Source organism: Hyunsoonleella aquatilis, from assembly GCF_014270105.1.
Lineage (GTDB): Bacteria > Bacteroidota > Bacteroidia > Flavobacteriales > Flavobacteriaceae > Jejuia > Jejuia aquatilis.
The window spans coordinates 39,173-63,106 of record NZ_JACNMF010000003.1; the positions used below are offsets into that span (position 1 = coordinate 39,173).

Consider the following 23,934-nt stretch of genomic DNA (forward strand, 5'->3'; position numbering starts at 1 on the left):
TCCAAACCTACATAATTTTTTCATTTAAATGATAAAAAAAACGACAAAATCTAAGTTTGAGATTAGGGTTAATAAATCGTGCATAACTTAGGAAGTAATTCTACCCTTTTTGATGTTTTTAACTATTCTATTTGTTACTTTTGCCGAATTATTAAACGACACGTAAAAGTTATGCAACGCGACGAACAAATTTTTGAATTGATTCAGGCCGAGAAAGAGCGCCAATTACATGGTATTGAACTTATCGCTTCGGAGAATTTTGTAAGCCAACAGGTGATGGAGGCGGCAGGTTCCGTTTTAACCAATAAATATGCCGAGGGTTACCCTGGCAAACGCTATTATGGAGGCTGTGAGGTAGTTGATGAAATTGAGCAAATCGCCATCGATAGGGCAAAAGCGTTGTTTGGCGCGGCTTACGTTAACGTTCAACCACATTCTGGAAGTCAAGCCAATACCGCAGTGTTTGCCGCTTGCTTAAAACCTGGAGATAAAATCTTAGGTTTCGATTTGTCGCATGGCGGACATTTGACCCACGGGTCGCCAGTTAACTTTTCAGGAAAATTGTACAACCCTGCGTTCTACGGAGTTGAGGAAGAGACCGGGGTTTTAAACTACGATAAAATACAGGAGATAGCAACGGCAGAACAACCTAAATTAATCATTTGTGGTGCCTCTGCATATTCTCGTGATATTGATTTCAAGCGTTTTAGAGAAATTGCAGATAGTGTTGGTGCCATTTTGTTGGCGGACATATCTCACCCAGCAGGTTTAATAGCCAAGGGCATTTTAAATGACCCGTTACCGCATTGTCATATTGTAACCACGACCACTCATAAGACTTTAAGAGGACCAAGAGGAGGATTGATTATGATGGGTCAGGATTTTGAAAACCCATTCGGAATCACCTTAAAGAGTGGAAAATTAAGAAAGATGTCTTCTTTATTGGATTCTGCTGTTTTCCCAGGAAATCAAGGGGGACCTTTAGAGCATATCATTGCGGCTAAAGCCATCGCTTTTGGGGAAGCCTTGACGGATGAGTTTTTACAGTACCAGTTACAGGTAAAAAAGAATGCGGCTACTTTGGCCCAAGCTTTGGTGGACAAAGATTACAAGATCATCTCCGGAGGTACCGACAACCATTGCATGTTGATTGACCTGCGCAACAAAAGCGTTTCGGGAAAAGAAGCGGAAGAAGCCTTGGTAAAAGCGGATATCACAGTGAACAAAAACATGGTGCCATTTGATGACAAATCACCATTTGTAACCTCAGGGATACGCTTGGGTGTTGCCGCCGTTACAACACGTGGCCTAAAAGAGGATGCCATGGCCGGTATAGCCGACCTGATTGATGAAGTGGTGAGCAACCATGAGGATGAAGTAATTATTGAAGGTGTAAAGAACAAGGTGAATGCCATGATGGCCGACAAACCATTGTTCGTGGCCTAAAGTCAATACACAGCATATATTTTAAAGCCTGGGTTCAATATTCAGGCTTTTTTCTTTTTGGGCGCCTGCCTGCCGGCAGGCAGGTTACCCACAAGGGGTCAGGCTATCCGCTATATCTTTTTTGCGGAAAGGCAAAAAAGGATGCCGCTTCTATCCTTAACGCCAAAGCAGGCATGTACATTTTAAATCTTGCTAAGCCAGTTTCATTTTTTAAGATTTCTTTTAGGCAATCAAGTTTGATAAGTCTTATATTTAAAGTCATAATCAATCCAAAGAACATGTGGGAAGAAAAACTAAAGATTTACGACGCCATTGTAGACAAATGCCCCAGATTTGAGCGCAAAGGAAAATCCATGATTTATACCTCGGCCAACGGGCATATGTTTACATTGCTCAACAAAGCTGGGGAGATAGGAGTGCGGTTCTCCAAGGAGGTGCAAGAAAAATACATTTCTGAATTTAATTCTTCGCTCTACAAATCCTATGGAGCAGTTATGAAAGGCTATGTGTTGATACCTGTAGCTATGCTTGAGGATTTGGATAAAATGGCCAAATTATTTAACGAAAGCTATGACTTTGTCATGAGCTTGGATCCCAAATAACAAAATGATGAAACTAAGATTAGTACTAATTTCCCTTTTAATCTCCTCAAATTTTATGGCACAGGAAAACACAAAATTACCCTATTCCGAAATACCAAAACATGCAGAGAGGTATACAGCAGGAACTGTCGCGTCAAGAATGGTGGATGGTTTGGGGTTTCGTTACTATTGGGCCACCGAAGGCTTACGGTCAGAGGATTTGTCGTATAAACCCAGTGATTCAGGACGAACTTCAGCAGAAACCATTGCCCATATTTTGGGTCTTTCTAATTTCATATTGTCGTCCATTTCGAAAGATTTTAAATCTGTTGATACCGAAAATATGAGTTTTGAGCAGATGCGGAAACAAACATTGCTCAATTTTGAGTCAGCTTCAGATATTCTAAAAGCCTCTGAAAATTTAGTCGAATTCGACAACGACAAATATTCATTTTGGAACATAATCAATGGCCCCATAGCCGATGCACTTTGGCATTGTGGACAAGTAGTAATGTTGCGCCGGGCCTCCGGAAATCCTTTTAATTCCAAAGCCAGTGTGTTTTGGGGGAAGCTGAGGGATTAATTTAAGCCTAAGTTCCCAAAACTATTTCGCTATCACATCGGCAATCCCTTTAGTGTCCGCATATTGTTGAAAAGAAATGATTTTACCATCTTTAAATGTCCAGAGATGTGCCATTTGCAAATCCAATTTAGCACCATTCTTTTTGTATTTGCCGTCATACCTGCCTTCAACCAAAACTTTATTGTTGGTCATTTCGTGAAACTTCAAATCCGTAAGATTCCAGTATTCCCATTCTGACATAATTCTTGAGAATACACCATCTAAAACGGCCTTAAAGCCTTTATAGGGGTTGCCATCGGCTAATGGGAAATTTTCGGCTTCGTTCCATATTAGGTTTTCATCCATCACGGCACCAACTGCTTCAATATTTCCGTTGGCAAAATCGTTATACAATTGCCTGACCGTATTGACATTATTAGGATTTAAAAAAGGATCGATGCCCAATTGTCCCATAAACACAATATTGTCCATAAAATCCTGTTCCTGAATAATTTTACCGTCCTTCATTTTTGCAATAGTCACACCTGTTAGATCCACAGATTTTCCCGAGGCGGGCATGCCGAAAAACTCCCCCGTATGCTTTCCTTTAAAACGCCAATGTTTTACGAGCTGATCACCATGGCCAAAAATATTTTCGATGGTAAACTCAATTTCAGAGAATCCTGTGGTGAAGTTTGAATAGTAGGCTTTAAAATCCTCAATACCCACCACATTTTCAGGATTGGAAACCAAGGTAATGTTTGTGTCGAAGTTGGAGTTGTTGATTAAATCGATGTTGGCGTCGTTAATAATTTTGTCCCAAACGTCGGAGTACATAGTGATGTTTTTTTTCACTTGTGCGTCTTCACAGGACATGGCACAAAAAAGCAATAGGCAAAACAATAGTTTTAAGGAAGTTTTCATAATTAATGGGTTAGTGGTTGGACTTTTTTGAAAAGAAATAGTTATACATAAAAGCCCATCAAACCTGACGGACTTTTATGCATACAATCTATAAATCTAATTAGAAAGTTCTTTTTTAAGCGTATAGATGAAAGCCCAGTCTTTCGATACCGCCTTTCTGAACTTTTCCCTCAAGGCTTCGGTCTTTTCCTTGCCATGTTCTTTTTCATAAACTTTCCATACACCATCACGTTCTACATCCAATTCGGCAAAATTCTTGAATGGAATACTGATAAAATAATCCGCTACATAAGGGGCACCTCCCATCAATGAATACCAATAGCCTCTTCCATCACCTTCTGCTTTCTTTATGGCCGAGGATATTGCTTTAACGCACTCCATAAAGCTGGAATAGTTCTTCGTTTTTACATTATACACCCAAACCAAGCCCGTATCCGCAGAAAATGGAGCTGTTCTGCTCACGTCCGGCATAGAACGGGCTATATTAAAATGAAAGCTTTTTACATGGGGCATAATTTCATCAAGGACTACCTTTTGACAGGCTTTTCCAGCTGGGTCGTCCTCTTCGTCCATTTCGGCCCAGTTGGACATTCTGCCAGTAAATGTGTACACATTGCCCTCGCCTTGCAGGCGCTTCCATGTATTCCATTTTTCCTCGCCTTCGTTTTCCAAATAACATGTTTTATAGGATTTTAAGGCCTCTATAAATTGGGCGTCGTGGCCAGGTTTGACGGTAACCTCAGAGAGGGTGAGCAGGAAGGAGTCGTTCTGCGAAATAGCAAGTAGGGGCAAGCATAGAAAAAGAAATAATAGTTTTTTCATTTTAGTTGGTTTTAAATTAATATATGAGCTGTTGGATCGATTCCAACTTAATTTTTAATATTAATCTAGGGCTATGCTATTCTAAATCAACTACAGAATGGGGAGAAAACGTACTATCGCAATAGAATTTACTTTCTAAAGATAGTTTTTTTTGAATGAAATATAAGGAGTATGTAAAATGTTTTTTCGGAAAGGGTTAATTCAAACCAACTTTGCCATGAACCGATTCAAATAGCTTTTTGGAGTCGAAACCGATTCCATCCTTAAAAACGATTTCCATGTTACGGATGTTTTTGATGTCGGTTCTTAAGTCTCCATCGATTAAAACAAGGTCGGCTGTTTTTCCAACTTCTAATGTGCCGATGTCATCTTGTTGTTCTAAATATGTAGCACCATTAAGTGTGCATATTTTTATGACGTCTACTAATGGGAATCCTGCCTCGGACAAAATTTCAATGGTGCGCCTATTGCCGTATCCCGCCACGGTTCTTCCAGCCCCTGTGGGATCAGTTCCCGCCACCAATTTGCCTCCCTTGTCGTAAAACCGTTTCAGCCAAGCGAGGTTTTTGTTAAATCGAACCAGATATAAGGAATCTTTGCCGGACGCACCATCATATATTTCTTTTACATCCTTTAAAACCTCTGGAGTTACCGCTTTTTCGCCTCCCCCGGGAATCATCTCCCTATCCGTCCAAGGCTCAAAAACATTGGGAGTGGTAGTAATCGTTGTTCCATTTTTAATTAAAATATCAATAAGCCGATTGATTTTTTCGCCGTCAATGGGTTCGTCCGTAATGGAGTTTCTCGCCGAAAACGGATCGCAAATATTTTCTTCTTTATCGTCCATAAAATCGGAAGCCGCCATAAATCCATGCTCCAAGTTATCGATGCCCAAATTAGAAGCTTCTTCGTAAGTGACTGAACATAAATGCCCGGTAACTTTCATGCCCCGATTATGTGCTTCTTCAATACAAACTTTCATGTCTTCCTTTGTAATATTATTGTACAATTTGAAAGACGTTACGCCTCGGTTTGCCCAAAAGTTGACAATTTCAGAAACCTCCTTGGTATCCTTTATAAATCCCAATTCCGCAATTGGCAGGCCTTCGCGTTCAATAAAAGGACTGGTTACGTCCATTTTTGGCCCTGTCATTTTGCCTTCGATAATCCATTGTTTCACATTCAGGTCTGATTGTGGTTGGATGCTTCCGGCGGTGCGCATTGTTGTAACCCCGCCGGCTAAATATAATCGTGGAAATGAAAACGTCATTTGGCCCACACTGAACCAATTTTCGAAGAATTTGGTGTAAAATAAATGCTCATGTAGCATCACCAATCCAGGGATGACAGTTTTGTTGGTACCATCAATAATTAAGGCATTTTCGGGTATTTCAATGTTATTTCCCTTTCCGATGGCAACAATTTTGTCCTTTTTTAAAACAATGGTCTGTCCATCCAAAATACTAGTTCCTTTGCCATCGATCAGCCCAACATTTTTGATGGCAACCACAGTTGTGTCTATTGCTATAAATCTTTTTACTTCGTCTGTAAATTCCTGAGCTGTGATTTGTTGGATGGCTAATAAGCTCAGGAATAGAATAATGCGTCTTTTTAACATGGGAGTGGTTTTTTTAGAATGTTATAAATTAGGTAAACTGTATGCCAACAACAAATTTTTTAATTAAAAAACTCATTTCAGCCATTTATTTAGCGTTTCATATAGAAATGTTACAAAAAGAGAACTAGAATTATATTTTTGTTTCAAAATCTATCTGATATGAAAACACATCTACTCTTGCCATTATTTTTAGGAACTTTTTTTAGTTTTTCTCAAGGAACTGATATAGAACAATTTCAAAGTGCTACGGCTTCCATGTATGCCGTGGTGGAATCTACTCCCGCCTTAGATCAAAGTACGGCAGGCGCGGACGTTACATGGTCCTTTAATACATTGAATAAAACAGGGGATTCATCAGATGCCCATGCTACTCCTACCGCTGGAGAAATGACTACTTTCCCGGGAACAACATTGGTATCGACCACCACTGTTGTCGGAGGGTCTGTGAATAAAATATATTTAAAAGATAGCGCGGGTGAGGCATCATTTACTGGATTGCTGGCGGAAGGATTGGAGCTAAATTACAACTCGGACAACGGATTGATAGGGACTTTCCCACTGAGTTATACGGATACTAATGGAACAGATGCTGTTGCAGGTAGTTTTAACCTAAGCGGCTCTACACCGGCTTCGGGTACGTTTACTGGTACGATTACAGTTGAGGTAGATGCGTATGGAACATTGAACCTTAATGATGTTGGTGCCGGCGCTTATAACGGGCAAGTAACTCGATTGAAAATAGTGCAAAGCCTATCCTTAATGGCTGTTACCCCATTACCTATAACAGCAGCAGCAACGCAAACGTCTTATTTTTACTATGATGCCAGTAACGCCGATTTGGTGTTTAGGACTGCCAGAATTGAGGTGCCATTATTAAGTGTTGACGAAACGGTAATGGAGAGTTTGTTGTCTAGTACACTTAGTGCTAAAAGTTCTGAAAGAGACTTAAATACCATGCGGATTTTTCCTAATCCAGTTAAAGAAACATTAAATTTTGACTTGTCTTCAGACGTAGCGATAAAAGCCATAACCGTTTCTGATGTTACTGGTAGAAAAGTTTTGAGTATAAGCACCACCAGCAGTACTTTGAACGTAAACGGACTTACGGCTGGAATTTACATAGCCACTTTAGAAACTTCAAAAGGAGCAGTTTCAAGGAAGTTTGTAAAAGAATAAACATATTTTGTAATTGCAAGAACCAAAAAAAGCGTTTCGATATCGAAACGCTTTTTCGGTTTATATTGAACTTGCTTTTTCTTTTTTTACCGAAAAATCAACTTCAATTTGATTTTTGATAATGTCATCAAACGTTTCACGTTTTCTAACCAGATGCGCTTTGTTGTTGTACCACAACACTTCCGCCGGTCTGTATCTTGAATTATAGTTGCTGGCCATGGAGAAGCAATAGGCTCCTGCATTTTTAAATCGCAAAATATCACCTTCATTAATTTCATTGATACGTCGGTTATTGCCAAAAGTGTCCGTTTCGCAAATGTAGCCTACAACAGAATAAAAACGTTCACGCCCTTTAGGGTTTGAAATATTGTCAATATCGTGATGCGACCCATAAAACATTGGGCGCACCAAATGATTAAAACCTGAATCCACTTGCGCAAAAACCGTGGAAGTAGTTTGTTTTACAGCGTTTACCTTGGTCAAAAAATGTCCGGCCTCGCTCACCAAAAATTTACCCGGCTCAAAGGCTAAGGTTAAATCTTTGCCGTAGGATTTGCAAAAGCTATTAAACTTTGCAGATAGTTTTTTTCCAAGCTCCTCTATATTGGTTTCTATATCACCTACTTTATAAGGTACTTTAAAACCTGAACCGAAATCGATAAATTCTAAATCCTTAAACTGTTTAGCAGTTTCAAACAGTATTTCACTGGCATATAAAAATACATCAATATCCAAAATATCGCTACCCGTGTGCATATGGATCCCATTAATACGCATTTTGGTGTTTTCTACAATACGCAATAAATGCGGAATTTGATGAATGGAAATACCAAATTTTGAATCAATATGCCCCACAGAAATATTGCTGTTGCCACCGGCCATCACATGGGGATTGATACGGATACAAACTGGCGTAGTAGGATGCTTTGTTCCAAACTGTTCCAAAATGGAAAGATTGTCAATATTAATTTGAACCCCCAATTTGGCAGCTTTTTCAATTTCATCTAATGACACACCGTTTGGGGTGAAAATAATTTGCTCTGCAGAAAATCCTGCGGCCAATCCCAGCTGTACTTCCTGAATGGAAACTGTATCAATTCCAGCCCCAAGGGATTTGAACAGCTTAAGAATGGATATGTTGGATAAAGCCTTTACAGCATAGTTTATTTTTAGTTGCTTTACCGATTTAAAAGCACCTGTCAATCGCTTATATTGCGATTCAATTTTGTGGGCATCATAAACATAAACGGGACTCCCGAATTCCTTTGCAATCTGAACTAATTGGGTATTTTCCATTATGGAATTTTTTAATTTGGCGACAAAGATATTTTTTTAGGCCGAAAAAAAAACAAATACTCAAAAATTATACAAATTAAACATTATGTTAATTATTTAACAAAATGATAATTAGGTTTTTTGGAATTCCAAAGAAACCCTATTTAAATATTAGATTTATTAGTTGTGATTATTTACATTTGTTCTTCTTAAAAACGATTGAGCAAACTATGAATTTACACGAATATCAAGGCAAGGAAATTTTAAGCACTTTTGGAGTACGCATTCAACGTGGCATTGTGGCACAAAACGCTAACGAAGCTGTAGCAGCGGCAAAACAATTAACCTCTGAAACGGGCACAAGTTGGTATGTAATCAAAGCGCAAGTACATGCTGGTGGGCGTGGTAAAGGAGGCGGTGTAAAATTGGCCAAAAATTTACAGGAAGTTGAGGAAATTGCAGGACAAATTATCGGGATGAACTTGATAACACCTCAAACCTCAGCGGAAGGAAAGAAGGTACACCAAGTGTTGGTTGCGGAAGATGTGTATTATCCAGGGGAAACTGAAACGGATGAATTTTACATGTCTGTTTTGTTAAATCGTGGTAACGGAAGAAACATGATTATGTATTCTACTGAAGGCGGTATGGATATTGAAACCGTTGCTGAGGAAACACCACATCTCATATTTACTGAAGAAATAGACCCAGCCATTGGTTTGATGCCTTTCCAGGCTAGAAGGGTAGCTTTCAATTTAGGTTTATCTGGATTGGCATTTAAGGAAATGACCAAGTTTGTTTCAGCACTGTATACAGCTTACGTGAAATCCGATGCATCATTATTCGAAATCAATCCGGTATTAAAAACTAGTGATAATAAAATTATGGCAGTGGATGCGAAAGTAACCATTGACGATAACGCTCTTTATAGACATAAAGATTATGTGAATTTACGCGATTTGCGTGAAGAGAACCCTATTGAAGTTGAGGCCAAGGAAGTAGGCTTAAACTATGTGGACCTTGACGGAAATGTAGGTTGTATGGTAAACGGTGCAGGTTTGGCCATGGCTACAATGGATTTGATTAAGCAGGCAGGAGGGGAGCCAGCCAACTTCTTGGACGTTGGGGGTACTGCAGACGCTGCTCGGGTAGAAGCAGCATTCAAAATTATATTGAAAGACCCTGCGGTGAAGGCTATCCTTATTAATATTTTTGGTGGTATTGTACGTTGCGATCGCGTAGCCCAAGGTGTTATTGACGCTTATAAAAACATGGGTAATATCAATGTGCCAATTATAGTAAGATTACAAGGTACTAATGCAGATATTGCTAAAGAATTGATTGACAATTCAGGGTTGGATGTACTTAGTGCTACTGAATTTCAGGAAGCGGCCGATAAAGTACAAGAGGTTTTGGGCTAGTATTTATCGAATAATATTTGAAAGGGCATCATTTTTAATGTTGCCCTTTTTTTGTGGATTTTTGTTTCTGAGGCATTGGTCCCCTAAGGTGTATTACCAAACCATTTAAGAAGTTCCGGAGTATTTGATCCCCACATTCTTTATACTTTGGGTGGTCTTCCTTTCTAAAGAAAGCGCCCAATTCACTTTTGGAGATTCTAAAATCAACCAATTTTAAAATTTCAACAATTTCATCATCTCTCAATTTTAGGGCCACCCTTAATTTCTTTAAAATATCATTGTTTGTCATAGTAATACTAAAATTTCCTATTTACGCATGCATTTCATCGATTTTGCATTTTAGCACCTCCGATTTTGACGTTTTAATAACATTTGTAAAGATACCTCAAAATATGGTAAAAGAATTGCTAAATATTAAATTGAATTTTATGTGTTAAAACATTGATAATGATATTGTTATTAAGTTTTTTGGTAAAAAACAATTTAAATATTCCCATTGATAAACTGCACTTATTTTTGGATTAAAAATACCCTTGATTGATAAAGTCAATAAAATCGACGATAAAAGGCACCTGCTTTTTCGATAAGAGACATTATATACACGATAACAACCTGCCCTTTCTACTTACCTTTATATTGAAGTTAAATTAAACCCTCAAGAATGATAAATAGAGTAGAAAAATTAAGTCTTTTATCTGAAATGATTGCTTTTGCAAAATATGATAAGGATATACAGGATATAGAATATAATTTTTTGCTGGGTGTAGCGAAACAATTGGATATTTCGCGAGAGGATTTCGATTATCTTATCAAACATCCTGTGCATTATACCCATTTAAAGTCCCACAGTGAGCGTATCGTGCAGTTCCACAGACTTGTGCTCTTAATGAATATTGAACAGGAGCATGGTAACGGGAACAGCTCTGCTGGGGTTATAAAATTATATAATTTTGGATTAAGAATGGGCTTGAGCCATGAGTCCATTTCCAAGGTACTTTACCTTATGGAGAGTTTCCCTAACAAAATTGTACCACCGGATGTTTTAATAGATATTTTTAAAACTCAGTACAATTAGCATTAGTGTTGACAACTAGTAAGTTGCTATTCGGCTATATTTTTCAGAAAAGCTAAAAGTGTTACACTTTTAGCTTTTCTAATTTTTCCTGGTAAGATTTAATGTCGTCCCTCAATTGGGCGGCAACGATAAAGTCCAAAGCTTTTGCGGCTTCTTCCATTAATTTTCGTTTTTCGCGAATTTTCTTTTCCAGTTCAGGCTTGCTTAAATATTCACTTTCAGGCTCGGCTGCTCTTGCCGCTTCCAATTCATATTTATAAGTACTAACAGAATTTTTGGCGAGAGCGTTGTCTAAACTTTTGTTCAATGCCTTCGGCGTAATATTGTGCTTAGTATTGTAGGCTATCTGCTTTTCGCGACGATAATTGGTTTCATCAATGGTTTTTTGCATACTGTTGGTAATCTTGTCAGCGTACATAATGGCTTTTCCGTTTAGGTTTCTTGCAGCGCGCCCAACGGTTTGGGTCAACGATCGGTTGGAACGCAGAAACCCTTCCTTGTCAGCGTCCAAAATAGCAACTAGGGACACTTCGGGTAAATCTAGGCCTTCCCGCAATAAATTCACCCCAACCAGCACATCAAAAAGCCCTTTTCTCAAATCTTGCATAATTTCGACGCGCTCCAAAGTATCCACATCACTATGGATATAACGACATCGGATTTGAATGCGCTCCAAATATTTCGTCAACTCCTCTGCCATTCTTTTGGTAAGGGTAGTTACTAAGGTACGTTCGTCCTTTTCCACACGAAGCTGAATTTCCTCAATTAAATCATCTATTTGGTTTAAACTAGGACGCACCTCAATCACAGGATCTAAGAGTCCAGTTGGCCGAATGACCTGCTCTACATAAATACCTCCTGTTTTTTGAAGTTCATAATCTGCTGGGGTGGCACTCACATAAATTACCTGATTTTGCAAGGATTCAAATTCTTCAAATTTTAAAGGCCGATTATCCATTGCCGCTGGTAGTCTAAAACCGTATTCCACCAAATTTTCCTTTCGGCTTCTATCCCCCCCGTACATGGCGTGTACCTGAGAAATGGTCACATGGCTTTCGTCCACCACCATTAAATAATCCTCTGGAAAATAATCCAAAAGACAGAAAGGGCGAGAGCCCGGCAATCTTCCATCCAAATAACGTGAGTAATTCTCAATACCGGAGCAGTACCCTAATTCCCGAATCATTTCTAGGTCAAACTCGGTACGTTCTTTTAATCGTTTCGCTTCTAAATGTTTACCAATTTCCTTAAAATAGTCATGTTGTTTTACTAGATCGTCCTGAATATCCTTTATGGCATTTTGAAGGATTTCAGGCGAGGTTACAAACATATTTGCTGGATAAATATTAAGCCTGTCGTATTTTTCAATGACCTGATTTGTTTGAATGTTGAACGACTCAATATCTTCTATTTCATCTCCAAAGAAATGGATGCGATAGGCATCATCCGCATAACTTGGAAAAATATCTACGGTGTCTCCTTTAATTCTAAAATTACCATGTCGGAAATCCGCTTCTGTTCTTGAGTATAGACTTTGCACCAATTGATGCAACAACGCAGTGCGCGAAATGACTTGATCCCGTTTTACTGTTATCACATTTTTTTGAAATTCAATAGGATTGCCAATACCGTAAAGACAGGACACGGAAGCCACAACCAATACATCCCGTCGCCCCGAAAGCAGGGAAGAGGTAGTGCTCAATCGCATTTTTTCTATTTCTTCGTTGATAGATAAATCCTTTTCAATATATACCCCCGAAACCGGAATATAGGCCTCGGGCTGGTAATAATCGTAATAGGATACGAAATACTCTACTGCATTGTTCGGGAAAAACTGCTTGAATTCCGAATACAGTTGCGCGGCCAGTGTTTTATTGTGAGCCAAAACCAAGGTAGGGCGTTGCACTTCCTCAATTACATTGGCAACAGTAAAGGTTTTTCCCGAGCCCGTCACCCCTAAAAGGGTTTGGTACTTTTCACCTGAAGAAATACCATCAGCCAATTGTCCGATAGCTTCGGGTTGATCACCGGTTGGACTGAATTCAGATTCAATTGTGAATTTCATAGTAATTGAAGCCTAAAAATTAGGAATGCCTAAATTACTGAAAGTCCTTGTAATTCGGAATTGAAGTAATGAAAAATTAACTTATCTTTTTAGTGCAAAATGCCCCATAAAAGTACGCCCATCCTGCAGATAGACCTTAAACCAATAATCATCCGTAGGCATCAATTGCCCATTGAATGTGCCGTCCCACCCCCTCTCTGAAGGACTCAGTTGCTTGATAAGCTTACCATAACGATCAAATATCTGAATGATACTGTTGGGTTGATTGGTGGCACTTATGCCTTTTATTTGCCAATAGGGGTTATAAGCATCACCATTTGGAGTGAAAAACTGAGGATAGCCGATAATGGCCAAATCTAAGGTAGTAGGCTGGCATATTTGACCACTGTCAATGGCATATAAAGTATAAAATCCCGGAGGGATATTTCTAAACACAGGCGAGCTCTGAAATGAAAGCGAAGTATTGTCTCCTTCTTTTTGCAATGCGAATTCATAGTCGTCCAAACCCAAAAGCGAAAGATCAATAATCTCGACGGTATGTGAATATGATGGATTGGATACACGTACATTTGTATCTTCCAGCACAGGAGATTGCGAGCCTTCCACTAATACTTCCCTAGATCTTGAACACCCCGTACCGTCAGTTTTTGTTAGGGTGATTTTATAAGTACCTGGAGTAGAAACAGTCAAGACCCTATCATTAGTTATTAGTTGATCAACGACCGTGCCGTTGGAGTTTGTCCAACGCCATTCATAGGTGAATATTTCAGTAGGATCGGCTTCATTGGGTGTCAGGTCTATGCTAAAAGTGGGATCAGAAGAGCAAATCCGTTCGTTCGTATTAATATCAAAATCAGGTAAAGGATTTACAGTGAGTTCGATAGTTGTGTTAGCTGAACAACTCGCATCTAGTGGATTTACCACTTCTGCCGTAATAGTTTGGCTTACGGAAAATAATGGATTGGGCAATGCTGGAGCGTCTGTAATAGTTACTCCGTTTTCATCAATATAGTCAAAGAAAATATCCATATTAGTTTGCGTGCCCAAAATTGTGCTAGCAAAGGTTGAGGTATCAAATTCAAAATTACCGTCGTCATCAATATCCCCGGCATCGCCATCGCATACAATTTGTGGAGAGACAGTATTGGCAATCGGCTGTTCGTAAATCACAAAATCAATAGTGGTTTCGTCAAAACATGGGCCGTCTGGGTCCGAAGTGTTATTGTTTGTTAATCTCACGGTGATGGTTTGGTTTTCCGTAAGAAAAGGGTCGGGCAAATTAGTTGTTGTGACTTGCGTCCCTGTCTGATCTAAATATGTGTAGCTAACCGTAACATTTGCAAGTGATTGCCCGTTAAGAACGTCACTTTCAATTTGGCTAGTATCAAAAGGGAATGAGAGTATGGCATCAGTGGTGTCAAAATCACATTCTGCGCCAATTGAAACTTGAAAGGCCTCCGGAAGCGCCTCAACATTCAGTAGATTTGGAAATTCTTCCAAACCAAGACAATCATTGCCCAAATCACTTTTAACGCGTACCCAAATAGCTTGAACATTTGGGCTATTGGTGTTTTCATGTGCCGAAATATCTGGAATTTCATTGTTTTCCAATTCAGCATCTATTTGACTCTCATAAAAATGAACCGTTACGTTAATGGTGGGGAATATAATATTTGAAATTTCATCCCTTATATCGGTTAAATCAAAAGTTGCCACGCCGTCCCTAACGTCAGTGCCGTCATCACACTCGTATTTTGGCGAGGGGTTATATGACGCCAAAGCCGCACTGCTGGGGTTTACTTCTAAGTTTATTGGTACAACTCTAAAGCAAGCATTTGGGTTTTCCACACGAATCCAAATGGTCTCGGGTGTAAAGCCTGTCGCATCCTGATAGGCATCTGGATTCGGAATTGGGTTTTTTGCATTTTCAGCTTCCAGTTGTGTTTCGTAATAAGTGAATACAAGCCCCTCTGTAAGGTGGTCGGTATTTATTTCTTCTTTTATATCATCCAAGGTAAGATTGAAGAGTGCCTGGCCGTCATTACTGTCGTCATCACACTGCGCGTAGGTATTTGGTGTATTGACAACTGGCAATTCAAAAACTTCGATCTGGAAGGACGTATCGGTATAACAGTCCGAAAATAAATTGTTCGTTACCCTCACATAGATGGTCTGTCCTCCAGAAATAGTGTTGTCAAAGGACGTTGGCGCTCCAATCTGTGAAATGTAAGTGGTATCTTCAAAATAGGTTACTGAAAAATCTGAAGAAGATTGCCCATTAAAGATTTCTGTTTCCCTTTGGGTAAGATCAAATGTGATACGCCCATCTATATCTGTTCCCACTGTTGTATTATCGCATTCCTGTATTGGGGCAATAGCTGAAGCATCAGCAGGAAAGGCAGATTCGTACACTTCTAATTCAAAATTGGACGTGTCAAAACATGAGGTGTTGTTGGTATTTTCGACCCTCGCATAAATTGTAGTATTACTGCTTTCAAATGGGCTGGTTATCGGATTCGTATTTGAGTCAGCATCAGCCTGGGAAGCATGGTAGCTGATGCTCATATCAGGTTGTGAGGTGATATTATTATTTTGCAAGGTGAAATCAAAAGGCATGGTGCCATTGTTGTCGTCATCACACAACCTCATGGTGGGTGCAGTATTCGCCACAGGCTGTAAATCGACCTCTAAGTCTATTTCATCTGAATATAAGCCACAAGTATTGCCATTTCTGTCAAGTTTTACCCTGTATTGATACCCGTTGAAAACTAAAGGAGTAGAGGAAATCAATAAATCTGCTGATAACGCCCCGGAATATGTGACGTCATTTACTATAGGATTCCAATTAATGCCATCGGTACTGATCTCCCATTGGTAAGTTTCTGCTTCAGGCGAAACAACAGATAGCACAGCATTCGAATTTTCGCAAACGATGGTATCGATAGGCTGTGTGGTAATATTAATTGGAGCACCGTCCAAATAATCTGCATCCGGAAGGGTATAGCCGTCAGCGGCATTGATTACCTTCCCGAGTGTATCAACCACAGGGATATCATCGCCCAAATAATCGTCGACGTTGGCATCCGAAAAACCGGCTTCGGTAACATCGCTACAACTGTCCCCATCGCTATCAGCATCGATATAACTAAAGATAGTGTCGTTGTCAGCATCATTGGGGTTATAGCCTATTTCATTACTGTCAGGTGTGGTTTCTGCAGCGTCTGTCCAGCCATTTGCTCCGTAAGTCGGGCCGTCTTCAATGCCATCCAAATCTGTGTCAGATAATGTGCCCAACTGACCTGTTTCAAGTAAATCCGTAATCCCGTCGTTGTCGCTATCCAAATCGTACATACCCCAAATCCCGTCGGAATCTGTATCGATTGGAGTTACATTGATATCGTATATATCGTCTAATCCGTTTAAGTCCGCATCGATTCCTGACAGCGGTGTTAATGTGCCTTGGTTTTCAACAAAATCTGGAAGTCCATCATTATCACTATCCAAATCGAATTCGTCCTTCACACCATCGGAATCATTATCTTTTTTGAAACAAGTTAATGATAGAATGGCTGTAATATCGGAATCCGTAGTTGTATTCTCGGAGTGGTGCTCAAAAACAAAGCCGTCCACTTGGTTTGCAAAAAACTGGTATGGCGTGCTGCCATTGGGCGTGTCGTTAAATTGAAAATGAATTTCCGAACCCGACATCTGGGTAATGCCACTTTCAAAAAGCCCATCAAAATTAGAGTCGATCAACAGACGGTCATCTGGGTCTACTAGTGTTATGTTTTTGTTCACGGGAAGAATGCGCACTACAAAATATTCATCCGCTATACGAGTTGTTCCTACAGAAGGATCTTCTTCAACTTTTATATTTACAGGCTCAGTAAAATTCAGTGTATAGGCGCTCTCGCCCAGTGTTGTTGCAGGGATATTGCTTGTAAAACTGCCTATAGCATTCCCTATTAGGGTATTTGTGCCAGAACTGTTGGTTTCAGAAAAACTGGCAGATACAATTGCGCTATTTGTGGTGCCGTCTTGAAATACTAACTCAGGAGAAACGCTATTGGAAAGATTTATAACAACATCGCCACGCGATTCTACGCAGTTTAGAACACCATCGTTATCGTTGTCGATGTCAATATTATCAATAATACCATCGTTGTCCCTGTCGTCCGGGCAGATACTTATAGGCACTTCTGCAGATTCTAGTGTTTCCAAGGTGCAGGTAATAATTCCGATAAGTTTGTATTTTCCAGGAACGGTAGGGGTAAAGGAAGGTACATTTGATGCCACAACATTAAAAGTCCCATTGCCGTCATCAAAAAGCCACTCATAACTATCGAAGTTTTGAGTGTTTGCCGCCTCAAGGGTGATGTTCGGTATACAGTTGCCCAATGTTACAAACTGAGCGTCAAAAATGATTTCTGGTGGCGATGGGAATCCAGAGTAAAAGCTTCCAGAGGTAGCGGCACCGTTATAGTTGAAGTAGGCACAATACAATTCATCTGTACTGGTAACGGCAATATTACCATTTAGTCCCTTCACTTTATAGGTAACATAATCGGTTTTCCCGGTTACAGGACTAGGTCCCAACGGGTTGAAGCTTGCAATTGGGGTGCCATTAAGGGTTACAGTCGCACCTGCCTTAGTGACCACCGTAATACCACCATCAAAATTTCTAGTGCCAATATTGTTGATATTAGCAATATTATTGAGGTTTCCTCTTGTTTCACAACTTAAGGGGGGTACGAAAAACATACCTTGATTAGCCTCGCTCGGAGTACCGCCGTTTCCCAAGCCACCTACACCTTGATATGCAAAGGCAGGTTGAGAGGTTTCCACATACATATTTCCACTGGTGCTAAATTGGTTACCCTCAATCACAACATGTTCGCCTGCATTTAGAGTGGCTATTGGCGCATTTCCGTTAACGCTAACAGAGGTATTGTCAGAATGGGCTACAATAAGAACATTTTCCCATTCATTTGAGCCATCACCTCTCACAAAAACATATTCGGTACCTACTTTGCTCGCACCAACAATTTGGTCTATTCCATAATCTCGTCCGTTACCAGCGCCGAAGCTACCATTGGCTGAGCCACAGTTTACCACAATTGGCTTATCAGATTGGATTAAACACCCTATCAATCCTGTCCTGTTAACCAGTGTATCAAAGCTATTTAGGGCAATTGTATAACTTTCCCCTTCATCCAGAGTGGTATTTATTGGGGTGGCTCCAGCATAGTTTCTAATAATTAATCCGGCTGGTAGATTACTAAAGTTAACTTGGGTGTTATCCTCCGTGGCCATTACTGAAACAAAATTCAAATAGTTGTCCTGCGGATTGGCATTTGTATAAGTGCCCACCCTAAACTGAGTATCCAATGCTGAAGCCCCTTTACTAACCAAAGCTCCTGCTTGGGCATTGTTACCGGCGTTCATCCTAACGGAAACATAAATTGGCGCTGCAGCCTCAATGATATAGCCTTTATTGTCGACTACTGCACTCGTTTGGATGGACGGAATAAAGAGTTGAGTGTTGCCACTTCCTATGGAAATCTGGTCTGGGTTGGCGTTGGATACCGTTCCGTTTATGTAGTTAGTGGCAGGTTGCCCAACTGGGACAATGGTATATGGAACATTGGCATTACTAGGTGTTGATATATAAATGTACTGATCTTCAGGATTGGCATTGCCATTTGCCGCATAAGTCAAAGGCGGAATATGGTGGGTTTTGCTTAATTGAGAAAACCCTTTAAAACTAAGTAGTAGTAGCAATAATACTGCTAAATTCGTTGTCCGATTGCTAAAACACATCTATATAATTATAAGCACAAGTTAAAGTACAAATGAAGCCAAGGCCTAAAATATCACTTTTAATTGTATTTGACTTATAAAAACTTTGAAGGTTTAAAATTTGGGGTAAAATGCGTTTGGTATCCTTAAATTCTATTGATATTCTGAAATCGAATAGATCATTAACTTAGCGTTTCAGGGCAAAATGTCCTCGAATATTAAAGGATTCCCCGTTTTGGACAATGTCCGCCGAGAACCAATAATCATCCGCAGGCATGTTAGACCCATTAAAAGTGCCATCCCAACCTGGGGAGTTGTGGGCTAACATTTTCAAAAGTTTACCATGGCGGTTATAAATGTAAACCAACGAACCGGGGAGCATATTTGCACCAACAATATGCCAAGTGTCAAAATCGCCATCACCATTTGGAGTTACAAATTTTGGAATATCAATTATGAAAACTTCCGTTTCTGCCGTGGCACAACCATTTAGGTCATCAACATAAATTGTGTTCTCGCCAAGTGGTACATTTAAAAATACGTTGGAAGTTTGCGGCTCCCCCTCATTCAATCGGTAAACATAATTACCGATACCATTTACATTTACAACAACTGAATTTGGGTCGGAAAAATTGACGATTTCAGGTTCGGCAAAAATAGCTTGTTGCGAATCGATGACAGTGATAGTTTCTGAATCCACGCAACTTTCGGCATTGGCATGCGGCCTTGTTACTTCCACAGTATAATCGCCAACTTGGGAAATATTGGTCAATGTGATTTGGGAACCCGTAAAGCCGTTTACAGCAGGATTTACGTTTGTCGACCAAAGATAAGTATCATTTGGGTTTCCTGTGTAGGCATCAATAATAAGAGGCAAGTCGTCTATGCACAGAGGAACATCCTCAATGGGTATGATAGGTAGCGGGTTGATCATTGTTGCAAATTGCGTGGCATCATAACAGCCCGTATTCCCGTTTTCCAACCTAGCATATATGATTTCGCCATCGGTAGCTTGGTAGGATGAGGAAATCCTGTTGGTATCCATTTCGGCATCGTCAAATGTATTGTAGAACGTGATATTATGGTCGCTTGCGGGTTGCGTCCCCAATATATCGGCATTCGCTTCAGTAAGATTGAAAACCAGTAAACCATCATCGTCATCATCACATTTTATCAAATTCTGAGGTGCATTGGCAATGGGGTTAGGGTTAATTTGAAGCGTAAAATTGCCGTAGGTGATGCACTGTGTTGATAAACTTTCGATACGTGTATAAATGGTATGGCTGCTTGCTGAATATGAATAAGTATCGCTTAAGGCCCCCATATTGTTTTGGGCGTCCGTCGGGTTATTAAAATAGTTGATGATCACGGCATTGACATCATCTACCAACATGTCATCTACCGTGGACAAGTCAAAAGTATTCGTATTATTCTCGCATATTGGAATAACACCGTTAAAATTGATATTGGGCAAAGCTATAACTTCCAATGTTAACGGTATTACAGTGAAACAAGTTGTTTGGTTATTGGTAACTTTGATATAAACAGTTCCGGAACCCGACATATAGCTGTTCGGATTTGGAATGGCCAGATTATCATCCTCAACGTCCGCCATATTTTCAAAGTAATGTACAGAAATATCCGTTTGAAACCTGTCGAAGTTTTCGTATTCAGCATCATCAAGATTGAAGGGTACCAGACCATCGTAATCGTCGTCGCATTGCGAGAACACTTCGGCTTGCGATAGGTCGGGGGAGGCCACCACATTGATACCGAACTCCTCTATTACAGTACAGTCGGAACCGTTATTTTCTATTCGTGCATAAAGCTGTTCCGGATTTTGGGTGTTAGTGTACTGTAGGTCAATTGGGTTAACATTGTCAAGGGCATTTTGCTCGTCATTAAAAAAGCTAATGATTAAGTCGCTCGGTGAACCCTGTGAGATTTCATCAATTTTTCGTTGAAGATCGAATGTTTCAACCCCATCGTTAGAAGCGTCATCACATACCAAAAAGGAGCCAGGAACGTTATAAACGGGATTGGCGCCAACTTCAATAAAAAAGGATGTTTCTGCCATACATGAGGTATCTGTAATATTTTCTACCCTTACATAAATGGTTTGTGGGCTCGAGGTATTTGTATACAGAGTGTTTTTGTCAATTGGGTTTGTGTATCCTGCATCTTCAAAATAAAGCACCTCCTTACCCGTTTGGCCGTTCAGGATTTCGGCATCCCAATCTGAAAATAAAAACTCAGCTTGATTGTCGCCATCGTCCTCGCAAATTTGAAAGTTAGTTATTGAAGAAAACACGGGAATTGTATTCACATAAACTTCAAGCTCGGCAATATCGTAACATCTGGAAACTGTGGTGTTGCTGGTGACTCGGACATATATGGTTTGCGTACCGGTTTCGTAATTGGTTGGGGTAGCTATAGGGTTGCTATCATTAATGGCATCGTTTTCATCAGTAAAAAACGAAATATCAAGCCCTGTGGTATCAGGAACAATTTCGGGAATTTTATCCTCCAGATTTAAAATGGTCAAGCCATCTTGGTCGTCGTCACAAATGGTAAAAGGCGTTGGCGTTGTAACACCAGGTGCAGCAACCACTTCAATTTCAAATTCGTTAACGGTGTAACAGCCAGTGCCATCGCTTTCAATTCTTGCATAAATAGTCTCCTGTGGTTGTGAATTGGTGTAAAACGGTGGTAACGGATTAAAGTTGGTATCCGCATCCGCCTGAGAGGCAAAATAAGATACTATAAAGTCCGTATTACCATTAAGGATTAATTCGTCAAAGGAAGATAAATCTATGCTTACAATACCATCATCATCGTCGTCGCAGTAGGGTACTGGGTCAAAAGGATCGAAAATCAATACTGGGTTTACAATTAGATTGATTTCAGAAACTTCGGTACACGAACCATTTTCGATTTCAATGAATAAAGTGGTAGGGTTGGAAGCTGGATAAAGATTATTTTTGTCTATAGGATTATTGGCATTGTATTCTGCTTCCGATTCGTAAAATGTGACTGTAACGTTGTCAATGTCGTCCGCAATAAATGTTTCGACAATAAACAGATTAAAATCAATTATGCCATCGTTAGACGGGTCGTCACAAAGCGCGAAATCCCCAGTATCAGTACCAGTAAGCAACAGGTTGGTGTGTATTTCCAATGGTGCGATAGAGGCACAGCCCGTAGCGTTATCCTCTACACGAACATAAACTACTTGTACCTCAGGTGCTATATTTTGATAGTTGGTTTCATTAGCAATGGCATCAGTGTTATTTACGGCGTCATCGTTACTTTCATGGAACGAAACTGTAACATCTGAAAGGGGCAGGCCGTCTAAAACATCAGATATGGCTTGAGTTAAATCAAATGTATCAAAACCGTCATGATCTGTATCGCAACCATCTAATGGTGTGGGCTCCCTATTGATAACTGGCCCCCTGGTTATATCAATTGTCAACGGGGCCGAAGTATTATAACATCCTGATACAGAATTGACCACCCTGACATAAACCGTTTCGTTTGGTGTATTATTGTTAACATAGGGAGTAGGAATGGGATTGTCGCCATTGTCCGCATCAAGTGCATTGTAATGATAACTTACCGTAAGTGATGTGTCTCCCATGGTAATTTCGTCATCCTTTACTGTTAAATCTATGGCTGTAAAACCATCACTTGGATCATTGTCGGTATCGCATATTTCCAGAATTGTGGGGTCCATAATATCCGGAATGGGGTTTACTACTAAATTGAATGTGGAATAGGCAATACACCCTGTGTCCATATCGTCTATTCGGATAAAAATAGGTTGCGTTAACGATGTGTTTTGAATTGGCGTGGTGATAGGATTTGCACTATTTCTAGCGTCAGCATCTGACAAATGGTATGAAAAAGTGGTATTTGTAAATGTGGACGGAAAGATGCCCATAACCTCTGTGTTCTTTATAGAGAGATCAAACGTTTCAACTTCATCGCCACTAAGGTCGTCACAGAGCATATAGTCCGAAATTGGAGAAAGGGTGATTTCGGTTTGAATGTTAACCACAATTTCGTCCTCTTCCACACAGGCTGTGCTATTAAGAGTATTGGTAATTTCAACGCGATAGGTGCCACTTTGGGTAACATCTAATGTTGGGTTTGTTTCTCCGGAAATTAGGACATTATCAAGAAACCAGGCGTAAGTGGCACTGGGACTCTGAATATCTCCATCCAGTGTAATGGATTGGGCGCAAGTATCAATATCGTCTCCTAAATCCAGAATTTTGAAACTATCTCCTTCGATAAATACTGCAGAATCAAATTCATTATCAAACCCATCCGCAATTACCAATTTGATATGGTATGTTACGAATGGGGTAATTGTAGTCGATGCAGTGAATACTTCGGTTCTTCCATTATAGTTGGTGTCGCCAATATTGTAGCCATCAAAATATTGCTCGTTTTGGGCGGCACACACACCTACAATTTCGTCATGCACGGTATTTGTATTTACCGGAGTTGTCGTGCCAGGAACCAAGGCAATATTTTGATAGGGCAACCCGCTACCAGCTTCTCGTATCAGGAATGCAAATCCATCAGATACGTTACAGGGGTTGATACCTGAATACTCTTCCGAGGCCAGTAAATAATTGAACTGTACTCTATTAGAAATGGAAACAAAGTCGAATTCTATGGAGGTTGCATTAAGGGTATTGGTAATACCAAGTGCGGCTTCTAAATCAGGGTCGGTGCCCCAAACATCTGAGCCTTCGCTTAAGGTGGTTGTGGTAACCGCATTTCCAGCAGATTCGGCTGCCCCTGTGGATAACATGATACCGTTCTCAAAAGGAAAATTGGAGCTTCCCCTGCTAAATTCCGCATAGCTCCTAAAGCCAGTGCTATTACCATTAACTGTAGAGGTGATGTTGGATACTTCAACACAACCGTCTACTAAATTATCTTCTATAAGCTGCTGAACGGTTACGTTTCCATTTACAGTAATTTGCTGGGAAACCGCTGAGTTAATTGCAAAGACTAATGCAATTAGCAATAGACAAACATGTAGGCTCTTTTTCAATTTGTAACATTTGGGTGAAACAATATCTTTTTTGAGGGCTTATTTAGGCATCGAAAGTAACTATATTTTAGACGAAATGCAAAAAAAATCCGATGAAAT

At 40.0% G+C, this 23,934-nt stretch carries 14 protein-coding genes; 6 read left to right on the forward strand and 8 right to left on the reverse strand.

The genetic code is table 11. From position 1 onward, the window contains the following. The first annotated feature begins 171 nt into the window (after positions 1-171). The 3 genes from glyA to H7U19_RS09160 all read left to right on the forward strand — a co-directional run bounded on the left by glyA (position 172) and on the right by H7U19_RS09160 (position 2,610). Positions 172-1,446 carry a serine hydroxymethyltransferase gene (gene glyA, locus H7U19_RS09150; protein ID WP_186561633.1) on the forward strand — a complete coding sequence of 425 codons (1,275 nt, stop codon included), beginning with the start codon at positions 172-174 and terminating at the stop codon, positions 1,444-1,446. Positions 1,447-1,724: 278 nt separating this feature from the next. Beyond that, the gene (locus H7U19_RS09155; RefSeq protein ID WP_186561635.1) at positions 1,725-2,048 is read left to right on the forward strand and encodes a hypothetical protein; all 324 of its coding nucleotides are present in this window, start codon (positions 1,725-1,727) and stop codon (positions 2,046-2,048) included. A gap of 4 nt (positions 2,049-2,052) precedes the next feature. After that, a complete protein-coding gene (locus tag H7U19_RS09160) occupies positions 2,053-2,610 on the forward strand; it encodes a hypothetical protein (protein ID WP_186561637.1) in 558 nt (185 codons plus the stop codon). Positions 2,611-2,631: 21 nt separating this feature from the next. Here the strand turns inward: H7U19_RS09160 and H7U19_RS09165 are convergent, their stop codons facing one another. The 3 genes from H7U19_RS09165 to H7U19_RS09175 all read right to left on the reverse strand — a co-directional run bounded on the left by H7U19_RS09165 (position 2,632) and on the right by H7U19_RS09175 (position 5,953). Next, positions 2,632-3,513 carry an ester cyclase gene (locus tag H7U19_RS09165; RefSeq protein ID WP_186561639.1) on the reverse strand — a complete coding sequence of 294 codons (882 nt, stop codon included), beginning with the start codon at positions 3,511-3,513 and terminating at the stop codon, positions 2,632-2,634. 96 nt (positions 3,514-3,609) lie between these two features. Beyond that, positions 3,610-4,335, reverse strand: a complete 726-nt coding sequence (locus tag H7U19_RS09170) for a hypothetical protein (RefSeq protein WP_186561641.1) — start codon at positions 4,333-4,335, stop codon at positions 3,610-3,612. Positions 4,336-4,531: 196 nt separating this feature from the next. Beyond that, a complete protein-coding gene (locus tag H7U19_RS09175; RefSeq protein WP_186561643.1) occupies positions 4,532-5,953 on the reverse strand; it encodes an amidohydrolase family protein in 1,422 nt (473 codons plus the stop codon). Positions 5,954-6,112: 159 nt separating this feature from the next. Between H7U19_RS09175 and H7U19_RS09180 the strand changes: the two genes are divergently transcribed. Beyond that, entirely contained in the window at positions 6,113-7,129 is a 1,017-nt protein-coding gene (locus H7U19_RS09180; RefSeq protein ID WP_186561645.1) for a T9SS type A sorting domain-containing protein, read from the forward strand. Between the two features lie 60 nt (positions 7,130-7,189). On the opposite strand, the gene lysA is transcribed toward H7U19_RS09180, so the two are convergent. Then, positions 7,190-8,425, reverse strand: a complete 1,236-nt coding sequence (lysA, locus tag H7U19_RS09185) for a diaminopimelate decarboxylase (protein ID WP_186561647.1) — start codon at positions 8,423-8,425, stop codon at positions 7,190-7,192. Positions 8,426-8,634: 209 nt separating this feature from the next. Here lysA and sucC point away from each other — a divergent pair, with 209 nt between their 5' ends. Continuing rightward, positions 8,635-9,825 carry an ADP-forming succinate--CoA ligase subunit beta gene (sucC, locus tag H7U19_RS09190; RefSeq protein ID WP_186561649.1) on the forward strand — a complete coding sequence of 397 codons (1,191 nt, stop codon included), beginning with the start codon at positions 8,635-8,637 and terminating at the stop codon, positions 9,823-9,825. Positions 9,826-9,859: 34 nt separating this feature from the next. Here the strand turns inward: sucC and H7U19_RS09195 are convergent, their stop codons facing one another. Then, on the reverse strand, positions 9,860-10,114 hold the full coding sequence (locus tag H7U19_RS09195) for a DUF1456 family protein (RefSeq protein WP_186561651.1): 255 nt from the start codon (positions 10,112-10,114) through the stop codon (positions 9,860-9,862). Positions 10,115-10,486: 372 nt separating this feature from the next. On the opposite strand from H7U19_RS09195, the gene H7U19_RS09200 reads away from it, so the two are divergent. Then, positions 10,487-10,900 carry a TerB family tellurite resistance protein gene (locus H7U19_RS09200; RefSeq protein WP_186561653.1) on the forward strand — a complete coding sequence of 138 codons (414 nt, stop codon included), beginning with the start codon at positions 10,487-10,489 and terminating at the stop codon, positions 10,898-10,900. 61 nt (positions 10,901-10,961) lie between these two features. Here H7U19_RS09200 and uvrB read toward each other — a convergent pair whose 3' ends face one another. The 3 genes from uvrB to H7U19_RS09215 all read right to left on the reverse strand — a co-directional run bounded on the left by uvrB (position 10,962) and on the right by H7U19_RS09215 (position 23,835). After that, the gene (gene uvrB / locus H7U19_RS09205; RefSeq protein ID WP_222597411.1) at positions 10,962-12,965 is read right to left on the reverse strand and encodes an excinuclease ABC subunit UvrB; all 2,004 of its coding nucleotides are present in this window, start codon (positions 12,963-12,965) and stop codon (positions 10,962-10,964) included. An 81-nt stretch (positions 12,966-13,046) separates the two neighbouring features. Beyond that, the gene (locus tag H7U19_RS09210) at positions 13,047-18,746 is read right to left on the reverse strand and encodes a T9SS type B sorting domain-containing protein (protein ID WP_186561655.1); all 5,700 of its coding nucleotides are present in this window, start codon (positions 18,744-18,746) and stop codon (positions 13,047-13,049) included. A gap of 205 nt (positions 18,747-18,951) precedes the next feature. Further along, entirely contained in the window at positions 18,952-23,835 is a 4,884-nt protein-coding gene (locus H7U19_RS09215) for a T9SS type B sorting domain-containing protein (protein ID WP_246454752.1), read from the reverse strand. Positions 23,836-23,934: the final 99 nt, after the last annotated feature.